The organism is Vitreimonas sp. (assembly GCF_035627415.1).
Taxonomy (GTDB): Bacteria; Pseudomonadota; Alphaproteobacteria; order Caulobacterales; family Aquidulcibacteraceae; genus Vitreimonas.
In genome coordinates this window covers 96,161-109,998 of the sequence record NZ_DASPLU010000031.1, presented here as the reverse complement: position 1 = coordinate 109,998, position 13,838 = coordinate 96,161, and the positions used below count along the sequence as shown (strand labels likewise).

The following is a 13,838-nucleotide window of genomic DNA, read 5'->3' as shown; positions in this document are numbered from 1 at the left end:
TATAATCCGCCGGCCGGCCCGAGAACGGACCAGGGCATGGGGTCGGGTCGGCAACCGTCCCCGGGCCAGCCGGCGAAACTGGTCAGCTCCGAAGAACCGATGCCTTACTCACCCTCAGCCGCGTCCTTGGCCTCATCGTCGGTCGGCGGCGAATACATCGCATCGGCCACGGCGTTGGCCTTGCCGCGGATGCGGTCCTCGATCTCGAGCGCGACGGCCCGGTTCTCCTTGAGGAACCGGCGCGCCGCTTCCTTGCCTTGGCCGATCTTCTGCGAGCCGTAGGCGTACCAGGCGCCCGACTTGTCGATCACGCCGGCCTTGACGCCGAGCTCGATCAGTTCGCCCGTTTTCGAGACGCCCTCGCCGTAGATGATGTCGAACGAGACCTGCTTGAACGGCGGCGCCACTTTGTTCTTGACCACCTTCACGCGCGTCTCCGAGCCGATCACCTCGTCGCGTTCCTTGATCTGGCCGGTGCGGCGGATGTCGAGGCGCACGGAGGCGTAGAACTTCAGCGCGTTGCCGCCCGTCGTCGTCTCTGGATTGCCGTACATCACCCCGATCTTCATCCGGATCTGGTTGATGAAGATGACGAGCGTCTTCGACTTGTTGATCGAGGCGGTCAGCTTGCGCAGCGCTTGGCTCATGAGCCGCGCCTGCAGCCCCGGCAGGCTGTCGCCCATCTCGCCTTCGATTTCGGCGCGCGGCGTCAGCGCCGCGACCGAGTCCACCACCAAGACGTCGATCGCGCCGGAGCGGACCAAAGTGTCGGTGATCTCGAGCGCCTGTTCGCCGGTGTCCGGCTGCGAAACCAGCAGGTCGTCGAGATCGACGCCGAGCTTTCTTGCATAAATCGGATCGAGCGCGTGTTCGGCGTCGACGAACGCGCAGACGCCGCCGGACTTCTGCGCTTCGGCGATGCAGTGCAGCGCCAGAGTCGTCTTGCCCGAGCTTTCCGGGCCGTAGATTTCAACGATACGGCCCTTCGGCAGGCCGCCGATGCCGAGCGCGATATCGAGCGAGAGGGAGCCGGTGGAGATCGCCTCGATCTCCATCGCCGGCTTTTCGCCCAGACGCATCACCGAGCCTTTGCCAAAGGCCTGATCGATCTGCTTCAGGGCGGCGGCCAAAGCCTTCTGCTTGTCCGTTTCCACTGCGTCCTCAACAAGCTTCAGCTTGGTAGCCATGGTTTCCGCCTCCCTTAGGCCCTGAGTCCAGGGCTCGCGCCACCGGCCTCGGCACTGCATCGATCAGGAATCGAATGTACCGCCTTTGTTCTCGGAACGCAAGCAGAACATCGGCTCTGGATGGGATGTTCGGGATTGGGGATTGGGTGGAGCTAAATGGTGTGGCGCGGCGCCTGCATGCCCCAATCCCTATTCCCTAATGCTGCAAGCCGTCGTTTAATTGCGGAGGGGAAACGGAGAGGATCGGGCCATGGCTTCGACCTTAGCGCCACTGCCGCCGCGCAACGGCTATCCGGCCACGCTGGAAGCGGTGACCTCGTTCCGCGTGAAGACCGCCGCCCTCTCCCGTCCCGCCGGCCTGATCCAGAAGCCGAACCCGGACATGGTGCTGGTTACCGCGCCCGACGGCGGCGTCGTGGTGTATCCGCCGAGCGAGAAGCTGGTGATTTTGGCGGGACGGCGGGCGGAGCGCAGCGCCGCCACGTCCGCGTGAAGCACGGCGCAATCCTCACCTGCCCCTTCGCATAGACGCGCGCCATCCTTGTTGATCCTCGCGGATCGAAATGTTCTAGCTCATCCGAGAACGGAGAGCGGGACGCGGATGAATCGCGTCGAATAATGTGCGCCTTGTGAGGGCGCTGCCTACGCGGGTTCACCCGCGTCCCGTGATTGTTTGGGCATCGGCGCCGTCGCGGGAGATTTTTCACTCTCGGAGGCGGCTCGGCCGATAGCGTGCGGGTTTGCGCTGTTCGACGACGCAAGGCCCGGTGCTTCTCCCCGCCATTTCATGTTCGGCGGGCTTCTCCCCCTACCCCCGGCTCAAGTCCGGGGTTCGGAGGATCACGCTCAATCACCACGCTCGCGCATCGGTTCGAACAGGGTACCAACTGCTCTCCAGCGGAGCGATGCGCGCATTATAGCTCAACTTCGAGGTCGGTCGGATTGATTTTGTGGAGTCTCAACGATTGCAGGGGCTTAGCGCGGAAAAGTGTTGGATAGAGGCGAAGGTTATCCTCGTATTTCCCCGGATCGCCGCCGCCCTCGCCAGCATCGGAGTTGATGCAAATCCTGAGCGTAGTGATGTTACTCTGCCAGTGTCGCCGGCGAGGGCGCCGGCGGCCCCGGGGCGGCGCCGCGACCTCGCTCGTGACAGGATCAAGACGTGACGAAGAAAAGGAAAATACGGATTGGCTCGAGCTTCGATTCCTTTTTCAAGGAACAAGGCGGCTACGAGGACACCCAGGCGGTCGCGATCAAACGCGTGCTTGCTTGGCAAGTCGAACGGGCGATGAGGGAAGAGAATGTCACGAAAGCCGAGATGGCGCGGCGCATGAATACGAGCCGCAGCCAGCTGGTTCGGCTGCTCGATCCTGAGAACCATGCCGTGAGCCTGGAGACGCTGACGGGCGGCGCGTGCTGGGGGGCGGAATCTGAAGCTTGAGCTGGTCTGATCCGCGTTCAACGCAGCTGCTCCGTCACGCTCGCGATGGCCGCCCGATTTGAAGCGGTGCATAGGTCGATCACGATTGCACTCTCCATGATGGTTCGTGTCGCGAACTCTTGCAGCACCACACTGCAACCATCCGGCGATATGCTGCGCATCCGCAGGGCCGCGCCCGCTTCACGCGCTTGATACAGCCGAAGAGGGCCATGCTCCGAGATCAGGTATAGCCCGCCAGGAAGGTGGCCCCGAGGCGTCTCGTACCATTTGACCACGCCCAATAGTCCCGCCGCCGAAGGCCAATACTCAACATCTGCTTCGTTTAACGCGGTGCGCGCAATTTCAATTGTCCGTAGCGAACGTTGCTCGGGATCAACCACGGGGATCGAGATCGGATTGTCTGCATAAAATGAACCGCGCACTTCGACGGGAATAATGTAGGCGGCGTCGCGCGCCGACCAGACGAGTTGCCGCCACTCCGGTTGCAGACCCAAGTCGACGGACGAAGTCAAATCGGCGCTCACCAGAGCGAGCCTGTTGTGGCTAACAAGTGTCTCGTCGCGAACAGCAACGACGTATCCGTCCCCGGGTCGAAGCGGAAAGATGGTGCGGTCGTAGCGGTCAGCCGGAAGGATCGTGTCGAGCCTTTGCATGAACGCGGTGTGGTCGACAATCTCGCATGTGTACGGATTGATCCAATCCGCATTCCCGTCAGTCCAGATGTACGGCTTCGTCACACTTAGGACGTAGGGCGAGGTCACGTTCCGTCGGCGAGTCTCGCCACTGCTCAGAGTTAGTGAAGCAAGCGCATTGGCCTCGACACGTCCTGGCACAATGCGCTGCTCACGCCAGCCGATGCGGCCGTTCACGCCGCAGGCGAGGTCGGTGAGCATACCCTGCTCGAGCGTAAGTGGGCGTCGCGAGATTTCCTGACCACTCAAGACAACAAGAGAAAGCGGCCCGTCCCGGCTTTCACGATCAATCGAAAGCGCGACCGTCTCGTTATCAGCCCACATCGGATTGTCCGACACGCGTGCGTCGACAAATGTCGCCGTCATAGCGACGTGGGGAAACGGATCGGTGCGGCCAAGCGCTTCGATCTCGATCAGTCGCCGCCGACCTCGCTCCAGCCGCGCAGCAGCCCCTGACCATTCGTCGCGCGGGATGACATACTCGCGCTCCAGCCTCTGGCGATCGCTGAAATCTCGTTCGCCGAATACCCAGGCGCAGATTTCAGCGGCGGAGGCCTCGTCATCGTAGCGCCGGCCCTGACTGAGCGCCCATTCGAATGCCGCGACACGCTCCTGGGAGCTCGCGTCAGCGACGTTGCGGAACAACTCGCCATAGAGATCGCGCTCGATGCCTTCGAGCGGATTGAACAGGTCAGCCGCCCGGTCGCGCCGGCAACGCATTGCAGCGTAACCTTGGCGCAGCTGCCCGAGCGCAAATAGCCGCAGGGCAGCTTCACGATCAGTCGCCCATCGGCGCGACGCCAAAGCGTACAGAGCCCAATACGGAAGCTCAAACGGACGTCGCTCAAGCTCATCATAGATGCGCCCGAGGTCTTCAGCTTGCTGAAGCTCGAGAAAACCAACGTAGGAGACGTCGGCGCTGCTTCCGCCGCTCACCTGCACGGGCCGTTCAAAGTGAGGGAAAGGTATAGGCTGCTGGGCGCTCGCGCCGCTCGTCACGCTCGTCGCGAGCGCAATCGTCAACAAGAGCGCTCGAAACATCTCGCCCCGCACTACAGGTCAGCGAAGGCAATTTGTGCAGGCCGTTGCCGTTAGCGCAAGCCCTAAGCCGCCGCCAGCAGCTCCTTCACGCGTCCGACCAGCTGCTCCATCGTCACGGGCTTGCTGAGATAGTGCACGGGATATCGCTCCAGCACGTCGCTGAAGCTCTCCGGCGCGTAGCCTGAGAGGAAGAGCACTTTGGCTTTGCCGATCATCGCCGGATCGGCCTCTTCCAGCATCTCCGGCCCCGTCATCACCGGCATCGAGACGTCGGAGATGATGATGTCGAAGGCGCCGGGCTTGGCGCTCAAGATATCGAGCGCTTCCTGGCCGTCGCCGGCTTCCTCGACCTCGTAGCCGCATTCCTTCAGGTTGCGCACGGTCGCGCGGCGCACCGGCACCAGGTCCTCGACGAACAGAATCTTGCCGCGGCCGGAGACGTCCTTCGGCGGCGGCGCGATCAGCGCGAGTTCCTTGGCGGCGATTTCTTCCAGTTCTTCCGGCGTCGGATCGTAGGCGGGCAGGAAGATGCGGAACGTGGTGCCGACGCCCAGCTTCGAGGTGAAGAAGATGTAGCCGCCCGATTGCTTGATGATGCCGTAGCTGGTCGCGAGACCGAGCCCGGTGCCTTTGCCGGCTTCCTTCGTCGAATGATACGGGCGGAAGATCTTGGCCTGGTGCTCCGGCTTGATGCCGCCGCCGGTGTCCTCGACTTCGATCATCACGTAGGCGCCGTCCTCGATCGGGTTGTGGCCGAGGCCCCGCGCGGCGGTAGCATCGATCACCGAGGTGCGCAGCGTGAGCTTGCCGTCCTTCGCCATCGGCGAGCCCTTCGGCGTCATCGCATCGCGCGCATTGGTGGCGAGATTGACGATGACCCGCTCGAGCTGGGTCTTGTCGACCTTCACGTACGGCAAATCGCGGCCGTGGCGGATTTCGGTCTGCACCGAGGCGCCCATGATGCGCCGGATCAGCTCCTGCTTGGAGCCGAGGAAGTCGCCGACATCGAACACTTCGCGCGCGAAGTTCTGCTGGCGCGCATAGGCGCGCAGCATTTCCGAGAGCTCCTTGGCCGAGACAGCGTGGTCGGAAATCTCGCGCAGCATCGGATAGTCGGCGTCGCCGACCGGGTGGCGGCGCAGCAGTGTCGAGCAGGTTTGCATCACCACGGTCAGCAAGTTGTTGAAGTCGTGGGCGACGCCGGCGGCGAGTTCGCCGATCTCGCGCATCTTTTCCGATTGCGCGAGACGCGTCTCCAGCTCGCGTTGCTGGCTGACGTTCAGCACATAAGCGACGCCGCGCCCATCAGGCGTGCGGGCGAAATGCACGTGCGCGGCGATCGGCGGATCGGTTGCGAGGGTGATCTCGATCGGATCGTTGAGCGATTGGCGCAGACGATGCGCCAGTTGCGCCGGGCCTTCGGAGGCTTCGAACAGATCGGCGAACGGCGTCGACGGGGTCGCCCGGCCCTGCGTCATATCCATCAGCGCGGCGTTGGAATCGAGCATCGCCGCCGAGGCAGGATCGGCGCCGTCGAGCACGGCGATGCCGAACGGCGATTGGGCGAAGACGCCGTCGGCCGCAACAGCCGTCTGCGGCTGGGTTTGCGCCGGCGCTTCGGGCGCTTCGGCGTCGGAGAAGAACACGAACGTGCGCGAGACGCCGTCGGCGTCTTCCGCCGGCCAGAACGAGAGCGCGGCGACTTGCGTCTCCTGGCCGTCGAGGCCCTTCAGCGTGACGCGCGTGCGCGTCGGGCCGAAGCCGCGGCGGTCCTTGCGCACGATGCGCGAGGCGTCTTCCTTGATGATGTCCTTGACGCGGAGCAGCGCCGGATCTTCGCCGAGGCCCAGCACCGCCCGCAGCGCGCGGTTCATGTAGACGATCGAGCCGTCGCCGCGCGCGGCGAAGAAGCCGACCGGCGCATCGTCGAGGAAAAGCTGATTGCCCTCGCCGCCCTGCTCGCCCGCTTCGGCGGCGCCCAGCTCGCGCAGCCGCCACAGCACGTAGCCGCCCGGCATCGGCCCGACGCAGGCTTCGTAGCGCGCGTGCTTGCCGGAGATCGCCGTCGTCACCGGCAGCTCTTCGCGCCGCGTCTGCCCCGCCTGCGCGGCGCGCGAGAGGCGGAACATCGGCGCAGACAGCATCGGGTCGGCGCCGAACAGACGGCTCATCATCGGCGGCCGGTCGCTTTCGCCGAGCACGCCGGCGGCTTCGGCGATGTGCAGATAGGCGTCGTTCGCCGCCAGCGGCGAGAGACCGGCATCGGTGATCAGCGCCGCTTCGTCGAGCGCTTCAATTAGACCGAACTCATTGCGTCCGCCCAGCATCGCCGCCGCAGCGATCGCGCCGCGTTCCGGGAAGGCGCCGAGCTTGCGGCCCGCGCCGCGCGACATCCAGAAGAACAGCACCATCCCGACGGCGGCGAGCAGCAGCAGCAGGATCGCGCCAGGCCGGCCGACCGCCGGGCCGGCCGTGATCGCAACGCCGGCGGCGGCGACGCCGGCCGTCACCGCGCCCCAGAACAAGATCTGGAGCGGGTCGAGCCGCCCGCCGCTGCGCGGCGGGGTCTGGTCTGCGTGGTCTGTCATCGGCGCGCCTGTTGAAACGCCAATTGACCCCGATTCGGGCTTCGGAGCACGGTGCGGCGCCGGTGCATAGCCATCCGCCATAGGGCCTCTCCACTCACAAATTGACGCGCGGCGGCCGCCGCGTCCCGCGCCGGCGGGCAAGCCGCATGACGAAGCCGATCACTTTCGCCACCGCCTCGTAATGTTCCTTCGGAATCGGCTGGTCGATCTCGGCGGTCGCGAACAAGGCACGCGCCAGCGGGGGATCTTCCACGATCGGAATGTTGTTCTCGTTCGCAACTTCGCGAATCCGTTGCGCCACCGCATCGACGCCCATGGCGAGACAGATCGGCGCCGGCGTCTCGCCCTGCTCGTAGCGCAGCGCCACCGCGTAGTGGGTCGGGTTGGTGATGACGACGCTGGCGTTCGGCACGTTCGCCAGCATCCGCTTCCGCGAGCGCTCCATCCGGATCTGGCGGAGCTTGGCCTTCACCAACGGATCGCCGTCGCTCTGGCGCATCTCTTCCTTGATCTCGCGCCGGCTCATGCGCAGCCGCTTCATGTAGCTCTGGCGGGTGAAGACGTAGTCGACCGCCGCGAGCACCGCCGCCGCGCTCGCCAGCGCCAGCATCATGGCGACGACCTTGTCCTGGATGAACGGCAACAGCGCGCCGACGTCGAGCAGAGAGAGATTGTCGATGGTGGCGTCGTTCGGCCACAGCACCCACACGAGCACGGCGCCGACCAGCACCAGCTTCGCCAGCGACTTCAGGAACGCCGAGACGGCCTGCTTGCCGAACACGCGCTTGAACCCTTCCATCGGGTTCAGCTTGTTCAGCTTGGGCGTGAGGCGCTCGCCGGTGAAGGTCGGCCGGTCCTGGACGTAACGCGCCGCGATTGCGGCGACGCCAAGCGCGAGCGCGGTAAGGCCGAAGATCACCAGGAGCTTCAAAAGCACGCTGCCGAAGATCGCGCGAAGCGAGCCAGGTTCGACCGAAAACTGCTCGGGCGCGGCCAGAAAGCCGATGAAAGCGTGCGCCATCTGCGAGACGATCGGCCCGGCCATGAACGCGACGACGCCGGTCGCCGCGATTAGCGACAGCGCCGCGCCGACTTCGGCGGAATAGACGATGTCGCCCTTCTCGCGGGCCTGATCGAGCCGTCGCTGCGTCGGCTCTTCCGTTTTGTCGTCGTCGTTCTGCTCGGCCATGCGCCTACCTCAGCCACATGGCGTAGCGCTGCACGCTGTCGAGCCAGATCAGCATGCCGGTGGAGAGGCCCAGCGCGAACACGACGAGCCCGCCCATGATCTGCAGCGGCAGCGCGACGAAGAACACTTGGATCGAGGGGATGAGCCGCGACAGCACGCCAAGACCCACGCGGAAGATCAGCCCCGCCGCAACGACGGGCATGGCGATCTGGAAGCCGACGCGGAACGAGGACGCTGTTGTCTGCAATGCAAGTTCGGCCGCGTCGCCGACAGGCGCCGGCGCGCCGAGCGAGATCACATCGTAGGATCCGACGATGCCTTGCAGGAACATGTGGTGCAGGCCGGTGACGAAGATCAGCGCAACGCCCATCACGCTCAAAAACACGGCGACGAGCTGGCCCGACTGCGTCTGCGTCGGGTCGGCGGTCTGGGCGAAGGCGATGCCGATTTCGAGGCCGACAATCTGCCCCGCCGTCGCCAGCGCCGAGACCAGAATGCGCGCCGCGCCGCCCAGCAGGACCCCGATCAAGGCTTCGCTCGTCACTTGCGCGGCCATGCCGAACGCGTTCGTCGCCGCTTCCGGCACGCGGTCGGCCAAGGTCGGCCCGAGCGCGATGGCGATGGCGAGCGCGAGACCCAGACGCACGCGCGGCGGCACGGCCGGCTCGCCAAAGCCCGGCAGCAGCATGATCATGCCGCCAATGCGCGCAAACAGCAGCGCCGTGGCCCAAATCTCGACGCCGTAGAGCGTGAGCTCCATCGCTAGAACGCCGCGATGCGGGCGAAAATGTCGTTCATGAAGCCGCCCAGGAGGCCGCCCATGATCGGCAGGAAGAGCAGCACGGCGAAGAAGATGGCCAGGATCTTCGGCACGAAGACCAGCGTCTGCTCCTGAATCTGGGTCAGCGTCTGCAGCAGCGAGACGACGAGGCCGACGATGAGGCCCACGATCATCGGCCCGGCGCAGACCAGGACCGTGACCCAGATGGCTTCGCGCCCGAGATCGAGGACTTCTGCGCCGTTCATGGCCCCTCCTCGCCCGGCAAATTCTGCCGGGCGCTGACCCCAAGGACGCCTGACGTGGTTAACGCCGCGTTTCCGAAGCGGCGGACCGCTGCTTACGCCTCGGCAATGCGCCGCCGCCCACACCCGCGGCGCGAAAACGTGTTGCCGCCGCCACAGTGCGACTGAGTTTCCACAACGCGCATCCAAAACGCCGATTCCGCCTCATCTTGGATTCAGACCTGCATGGAACGATGGGCGGGTCCGAAACGTACTGATGTCTCGTCGCTATGCCGTGGGGCTGAAGATGCTGAGTGCGATTGCCGCGTTCTTCCGGAGCCTGTTCGCGCCGAAGGAAGACGACTTCAAAGCGCTCTTGATCTCCGATCTGGGGATCGAGCGCTAAATCAGGTTCGCGAGCCGATCGCGGGCCTAGCCGCCGGGCGGAGCGCCCGAGGCGAAGCTTTCGATCAGGCTGCCGGCCACCAATCGCCAGCCGTCCACCAGGACGAAGAAAATCAGTTTGAACGGCAAGCTCACCGTCACCGGCGGCATCATCATCATCCCCATCGCCATCAACAGCGACGCGACCACGAGGTCGATGATCACGAACGGGATGAACAGCATGAAGCCGATCTCGAACGCGCGGCGGAGTTCGGAGACCATGAACGCCGGCGCGAGAATCCGCAGCGGCGTCTCGGCCGCACTCGCCGGGCGCTGCTCCAAGTTGGCCATGTCGATGAAGAGCGCCAGATCGTCCTCGCGCGTCTGGCCGGCCATGAAGATTTTGAGTGGCTCGACGATGCGCGGAAAGGCTTCGTCCAGTGGCATTTCTTCGTTCATCACCGGACCGATGCCGGCCTGGTAGGCGTCGTTCCAGACCGGCTGCATCACGAACGCGGTCAAGAATAGCGACAGCGAGACGATGACGATGTTCGGCGGCGCCTGCTGCAGGCCGATCGCGGTCCTGAGCAGCGATAGCACCACGACGATGCGCACGAAGCTGGTCGTCATGATGATGATCGAGGGCGCGAGCGAGAGCACCGTGATCAGCGCGGCCAACTGCAGCACGCGCGCTGTCAGGCCGTCGCCGGTGCCGAGATTGATCGCGAGCGTCGGATTGGCGGCCGTTGTTGCGAAGGCGACGCCAGTCCACAGCGCGGCGAAAATGGACGAGAGGAGGATTATGCCGGTCCATTTGCCGGTTTGGCGGCGGGCGGTGCGGGGGGCGGTCACGTGGCGCTCTCCGCCTCGATGACCGCCATTTCGCTGACCACTATATCACCGCCCGGACCGAGGAGGATAAGATGCTCACGATTATCGCAGCGGACGACGACGAGGCGCCGGCGCGGATCGATCATGAGCGATTCGCTGACCTTCAACCGCTTCGGGCTGGCCGCCCCCGCCTGCAGCATGCCGAGCTTGCGCGCGCCCCACGCCACCGCGAGGATCAAGCCCAAAGTTGCGAGCAGCGCCGCCGCCGAGCGCGCCCAATCGATCCAATCCACGACACCCCTCCGTTCTGGAGCAGTCTCTTGGCTCGACCGGTTTGGTAAACGAGACGTAAACGTTGCGGCGCCAGTTTAAGGCGCGCTTAACCATGAGCTGTTCGACTAGGCAAAGTTTGCAGCCCTTGAGTCGGCACTTTGGACCTAGCTAACACCCCCTTCTTCGGCCTCCTGCGCGCGCGGCTCGATCAATTGAGCGAGCGCCAGCAGCTGATCGCCGAGAACATCGCCAACGCTTCGACGCCCGGATACCGGCCGCGGGATGTGGATACGGCGGGGTTCGAGCGCATGCTCGCTTCGGCCGCGGGCGGACGCGGGCTCGGCATGAGCCGGACCAACGCGATGCACATGGCGCCGAACGGCGGTTCGGGCGAGGTCCGCGTCGTCACCCGCGACGACAGCGAAACGACCATCGACGGCAATGCGGTGGTGCTCGAAGAGCAGATGGCGCGCGCCGCCGAGACGCGGATGGCGTTCGAGACCGGCATCGCGCTCTACCAAAAGGGCCTCGAACTCGTGCGCATGGCCGCGCGCGCGCCGGGGAGATAATAGATGACCGACATCAACGCCACGATCGCGGCCGCCGCCTCCGGCATGCGCGCGCAGACGACGCGGATGCGCATCGCCGCCGAGAACGTCGCCAACGCCAATTCGGCCGGCGCCAATCCGAACGAAGATCCGTTCCGGCGGCGCATTCCGCTGCTCGAAAGCACCGCGCTCGCCAATGGCGCGCAAGGTGTGCGCGTCGCCGGGGCGATTTCGGACATGAGCGCGTTCCGGGAGGAGTACAATCCCTCGCATCCGGCGGCGGACGAACGCGGCTACGTGCAGCTGCCGAACGTCGACACACTGGTCGAGATGATGGACATGCGCGAAGCGACGCGCGCCTACGAAGCCAATTTGAACATGATCGAAGCGGCGCGGACGATGACGACGCGCGCGCTCGATCTTTTGCGGAGATAAGTAGATGGCGATCGATCCAGTCTCGGCCGCGCGGGCCTATCAGCAGGCGGCGAACGCGACCGCCAATGTCGGCGGCGCGACTGGCGGCGACAGCGTCGACTTTGGCGGCTTGGTGCAGGACGCGATCCGGCAGGCGGGGCAAAGCGCCAATGTCGCCGAGACCCAAGCGCTCGCGGTCGCCGCCGGCCAGGGCGACATCGTCGATGTCGTGACCGCGATCGCCGCGGCCGAGACGCAGCTGCAGACGGTGATCGCCGTGCGGGATCAGGTGATTTCGGCGTATCAGGAAATTCTGCGCATGCCGATTTAGGGGCTAGGTGCTCGGGACTCGGGACTGGCTTTGCCGCGCTTGTGTTTTCGCGCGGCGTGAACCCGAGCTTCCCTAGTCCCAGTCCCTAGAACCCAGTCCCGAGTTCCCGGCATCGCCGGGAACTTCAGTCACAAAAACCGGAACGGCTTTTCTCCTTTTGCGTTAGGGCCCCGTGCGGCGAGCCGCCGCGCGCTTCATCTCCGATGCGAGGGAGGAAGGCCATGCAAGGCTGGCCGATCGCTTTGTTTGCTGCGACGGGCGCGAGCGGAGTGCTCGCTTTCGGGATCATTCAATCTGCGTACTCACAACAGGCCCAGGCGCTGTTCTACGTGTTCGGCGCGGTGCTGCTCGGCACGCTCGCGGCGAAGAAGTTTCTTGGCGGCGGCGGACACGGACACGCAGCGCATGGCGGCGGACACGCTGCGCCCGATCATGGGAGCGATCATGCCGTGGTGATGAGCGGACGGCTCGTCGGCGCGATGATGATCGGCGCGGCCGCGCTCGCCGGCGTTTACTTCTGGACCGACAACGAGCTGACGGCGGAGAAAGTCGGCCGCCAGATCGACGGCGGCGTCGCCAGCATCGGCCGCCAAGTCGAAGCGACCTACGTCGCGCTGCGCGACGATGCGCGGCGGGACGAGGAGCGGACGGCGCAGAATTAGGGACTAGGTGCTCGGGACTAGGGACTAGGTTGTGCGCATGCACGGCGTCTTTCCCTAGTCCCTAGCCCCAATCCCTAGTCCCGCGCGCAGCGCGCCTACTTCTTCGCGCCTTTCTTCTCGTCGGCGTTCTTCTTCGGTTTGCGCTTCTCTTTGTTCGACCGCATCTGACCTTTGGCCATGACGTCTCCTCCGTGATGGGATGTCGCAAGAATTGCATGTTTGTGGCGCAAGGCAATTGGGCAATGGGCAAATAGGCAATAGGTATGACGGCGCGCGTCGGCGTCGGCGCGCGAACGCCCTATTGCCCATTGCCGACTTGCCTATTGCCCTCCCAATGGGAGGCGGGCGCGCAAAGTCTGCGCCGAGTTAGTCTCTAGATCGCCGCGCGGGTCGCCCCTTGCGGCGCGCGCAGGCTTTGCGCGCCCTACGTCGGCCGTTTGTCCCGGATTGGCGACCAGGAGTTTGTGGCGCACCAGCATGGAAAGCATGCAGGGGCCTTGGCTCCTTATGGCCACGAGCCGGTTCAGCGCGTCAGGGTTTCCGAACTGCCCTGGACCTCACGGTTTCACGCCCCGTGAGCAATGCTGACGTCGTTCGCTTCGCCTCACGAACCTGGAAAGCGTCGTACCCTCTGCAAGGGCCCTCTCGACAATCCACGTCCATGGACTTCCTCAACGATGGTTCGGAGCTGATCGCGTCATTGCTGCCGCGCTCTTCCCTTCCCCACCGAAGCGACGCCAGCCGCGCCGGCCGCTGTCCCACCTTCCAAAGGTTCGGTGCACTTCGAAATCCTCCCGTGTGGAACGAGAGCATCATACGGGTGGTGGAAGGGGTGTAGGATACGAAATTTTCGTAAGGTTTGGGGGGTGGTCACGAGACGCTGGCCTTGAGGTCGGCCTCCAGTTTCGCGCTAGCGCCTCACCGCCTCAGTCAGCAGGCCGGACGGCAGCTTCCCTCATTTCCGCTGATGCAGGGCGCGTTCGACGGCTTCGGGTTCGCGGTCGATGACGGTGAGCAGGAGGCGCGCCGCGCCGGTGGGTTCGCGGCGGTTGGATTCCCAATTCTGGATGCTGTCGAGCGTGAAGCCGTAGCGCTTGGCGAAGGCGTCCTGGCTGAGGCCGGTGCGGGCGCGGATCGCTTTGACGTTCACCTTCGCCGGCGCATGCACGATGACCTTGCTCGGTTCACCGCGCGCATGCGCGGCAGCTTCCCGAAGGCCACGCAAAACCTTTTGACCTGCCTTGCTCATGTCTTC

At 64.9% G+C, this 13,838-nt stretch carries 16 protein-coding genes; 7 read left to right on the top strand and 9 right to left on the bottom strand.

Annotated features, from left to right (window positions below; translation table 11 throughout):
- Window positions 1-104: 104 nt before the first annotated feature.
- Window positions 105-1,187, bottom strand: a complete 1,083-nt coding sequence (gene recA, locus VEA80_RS16590; RefSeq protein ID WP_349257276.1) for a recombinase RecA — start codon at window positions 1,185-1,187, stop codon at window positions 105-107.
- Between the two features lie 250 nt (window positions 1,188-1,437).
- Between recA and VEA80_RS16585 the strand changes: the two genes are divergently transcribed.
- Window positions 1,438-1,680, top strand: coding sequence for a hypothetical protein (locus tag VEA80_RS16585; protein ID WP_325061887.1), 243 nt, complete (start codon window positions 1,438-1,440; stop codon window positions 1,678-1,680).
- Between the two features lie 669 nt (window positions 1,681-2,349).
- A complete protein-coding gene (locus VEA80_RS16580; protein ID WP_325061886.1) occupies window positions 2,350-2,628 on the top strand; it encodes a helix-turn-helix domain-containing protein in 279 nt (92 codons plus the stop codon).
- A 17-nt stretch (window positions 2,629-2,645) separates the two neighbouring features.
- Here the strand turns inward: VEA80_RS16580 and VEA80_RS16575 are convergent, their stop codons facing one another.
- The 5 genes from VEA80_RS16575 to fliQ all read right to left on the bottom strand — a co-directional run bounded on the left by VEA80_RS16575 (window position 2,646) and on the right by fliQ (window position 9,164).
- Window positions 2,646-4,343, bottom strand: coding sequence for a hypothetical protein (locus tag VEA80_RS16575; protein ID WP_325061885.1), 1,698 nt, complete (start codon window positions 4,341-4,343; stop codon window positions 2,646-2,648).
- A gap of 80 nt (window positions 4,344-4,423) precedes the next feature.
- Entirely contained in the window at window positions 4,424-6,949 is a 2,526-nt protein-coding gene (locus VEA80_RS16570; protein WP_325061884.1) for an ATP-binding protein, read from the bottom strand.
- Window positions 6,950-7,043: 94 nt separating this feature from the next.
- Window positions 7,044-8,138 carry a flagellar biosynthesis protein FlhB gene (flhB, locus tag VEA80_RS16565; RefSeq protein ID WP_325061883.1) on the bottom strand — a complete coding sequence of 365 codons (1,095 nt, stop codon included), beginning with the start codon at window positions 8,136-8,138 and terminating at the stop codon, window positions 7,044-7,046.
- Between the two features lie 4 nt (window positions 8,139-8,142).
- Window positions 8,143-8,898 carry a flagellar biosynthetic protein FliR gene (fliR, locus tag VEA80_RS16560; protein WP_325061882.1) on the bottom strand — a complete coding sequence of 252 codons (756 nt, stop codon included), beginning with the start codon at window positions 8,896-8,898 and terminating at the stop codon, window positions 8,143-8,145.
- Window positions 8,899-8,900: 2 nt separating this feature from the next.
- Window positions 8,901-9,164 carry a flagellar biosynthesis protein FliQ gene (fliQ, locus tag VEA80_RS16555; protein ID WP_325061881.1) on the bottom strand — a complete coding sequence of 88 codons (264 nt, stop codon included), beginning with the start codon at window positions 9,162-9,164 and terminating at the stop codon, window positions 8,901-8,903.
- A 253-nt stretch (window positions 9,165-9,417) separates the two neighbouring features.
- Between fliQ and VEA80_RS16550 the strand changes: the two genes are divergently transcribed.
- Window positions 9,418-9,546 carry a hypothetical protein gene (locus VEA80_RS16550; RefSeq protein ID WP_325061880.1) on the top strand — a complete coding sequence of 43 codons (129 nt, stop codon included), beginning with the start codon at window positions 9,418-9,420 and terminating at the stop codon, window positions 9,544-9,546.
- A gap of 26 nt (window positions 9,547-9,572) precedes the next feature.
- Here VEA80_RS16550 and fliP read toward each other — a convergent pair whose 3' ends face one another.
- Window positions 9,573-10,376 (bottom strand): flagellar type III secretion system pore protein FliP, encoded by an 804-nt coding sequence (gene fliP / locus VEA80_RS16545; protein WP_325061879.1) that lies wholly within the window; start codon window positions 10,374-10,376, stop codon window positions 9,573-9,575.
- On the bottom strand, window positions 10,373-10,648 hold the full coding sequence (locus VEA80_RS16540; protein WP_325061878.1) for a flagellar biosynthetic protein FliO: 276 nt from the start codon (window positions 10,646-10,648) through the stop codon (window positions 10,373-10,375). Before VEA80_RS16540 ends, fliP begins: the two co-directional genes overlap by 4 nt.
- A 138-nt stretch (window positions 10,649-10,786) precedes the next feature.
- Between VEA80_RS16540 and flgB the strand changes: the two genes are divergently transcribed.
- The 4 genes from flgB to VEA80_RS16520 all read left to right on the top strand — a co-directional run bounded on the left by flgB (window position 10,787) and on the right by VEA80_RS16520 (window position 12,583).
- On the top strand, window positions 10,787-11,197 hold the full coding sequence (gene flgB / locus VEA80_RS16535) for a flagellar basal body rod protein FlgB (protein WP_325061877.1): 411 nt from the start codon (window positions 10,787-10,789) through the stop codon (window positions 11,195-11,197).
- A gap of 3 nt (window positions 11,198-11,200) precedes the next feature.
- Window positions 11,201-11,611, top strand: a complete 411-nt coding sequence (gene flgC / locus VEA80_RS16530; RefSeq protein ID WP_325061876.1) for a flagellar basal body rod protein FlgC — start codon at window positions 11,201-11,203, stop codon at window positions 11,609-11,611.
- Window positions 11,612-11,615: 4 nt separating this feature from the next.
- Window positions 11,616-11,921 (top strand): flagellar hook-basal body complex protein FliE, encoded by a 306-nt coding sequence (gene fliE / locus VEA80_RS16525; protein ID WP_325061875.1) that lies wholly within the window; start codon window positions 11,616-11,618, stop codon window positions 11,919-11,921.
- A 221-nt stretch (window positions 11,922-12,142) separates the two neighbouring features.
- Window positions 12,143-12,583, top strand: a complete 441-nt coding sequence (locus tag VEA80_RS16520) for a hypothetical protein (protein WP_325061874.1) — start codon at window positions 12,143-12,145, stop codon at window positions 12,581-12,583.
- A 955-nt stretch (window positions 12,584-13,538) separates the two neighbouring features.
- Here the strand turns inward: VEA80_RS16520 and VEA80_RS16515 are convergent.
- Entirely contained in the window at window positions 13,539-13,832 is a 294-nt protein-coding gene (locus VEA80_RS16515) for a helix-turn-helix domain-containing protein (protein ID WP_325061873.1), read from the bottom strand.
- Window positions 13,833-13,838: the final 6 nt, after the last annotated feature.

Bases quoted from the DNA above. Each gene is read 5' to 3' on its own strand.
- recA (WP_349257276.1), bottom strand. From the start codon at position 1,187: ATGGCTACCAAGCTGAAGCTTGTTGAGGACGCAGTGGAAACGGACAAG.
- VEA80_RS16585 (WP_325061887.1), top strand. From the start codon at position 1,438: ATGGCTTCGACCTTAGCGCCACTGCCGCCGCGCAACGGCTATCCGGCC.
- VEA80_RS16570 (WP_325061884.1), bottom strand. From the start codon at position 6,949: ATGACAGACCACGCAGACCAGACCCCGCCGCGCAGCGGCGGGCGGCTC.
- flhB (WP_325061883.1), bottom strand. From the start codon at position 8,138: ATGGCCGAGCAGAACGACGACGACAAAACGGAAGAGCCGACGCAGCGA.
- fliR (WP_325061882.1), bottom strand. From the start codon at position 8,898: ATGGAGCTCACGCTCTACGGCGTCGAGATTTGGGCCACGGCGCTGCTG.
- fliQ (WP_325061881.1), bottom strand. From the start codon at position 9,164: ATGAACGGCGCAGAAGTCCTCGATCTCGGGCGCGAAGCCATCTGGGTC.
- VEA80_RS16550 (WP_325061880.1), top strand. From the start codon at position 9,418: ATGTCTCGTCGCTATGCCGTGGGGCTGAAGATGCTGAGTGCGATTGCC.
- flgC (WP_325061876.1), top strand. From the start codon at position 11,201: ATGACCGACATCAACGCCACGATCGCGGCCGCCGCCTCCGGCATGCGC.
- fliE (WP_325061875.1), top strand. From the start codon at position 11,616: ATGGCGATCGATCCAGTCTCGGCCGCGCGGGCCTATCAGCAGGCGGCG.
- VEA80_RS16520 (WP_325061874.1), top strand. From the start codon at position 12,143: ATGCAAGGCTGGCCGATCGCTTTGTTTGCTGCGACGGGCGCGAGCGGA.
- VEA80_RS16515 (WP_325061873.1), bottom strand. From the start codon at position 13,832: ATGAGCAAGGCAGGTCAAAAGGTTTTGCGTGGCCTTCGGGAAGCTGCC.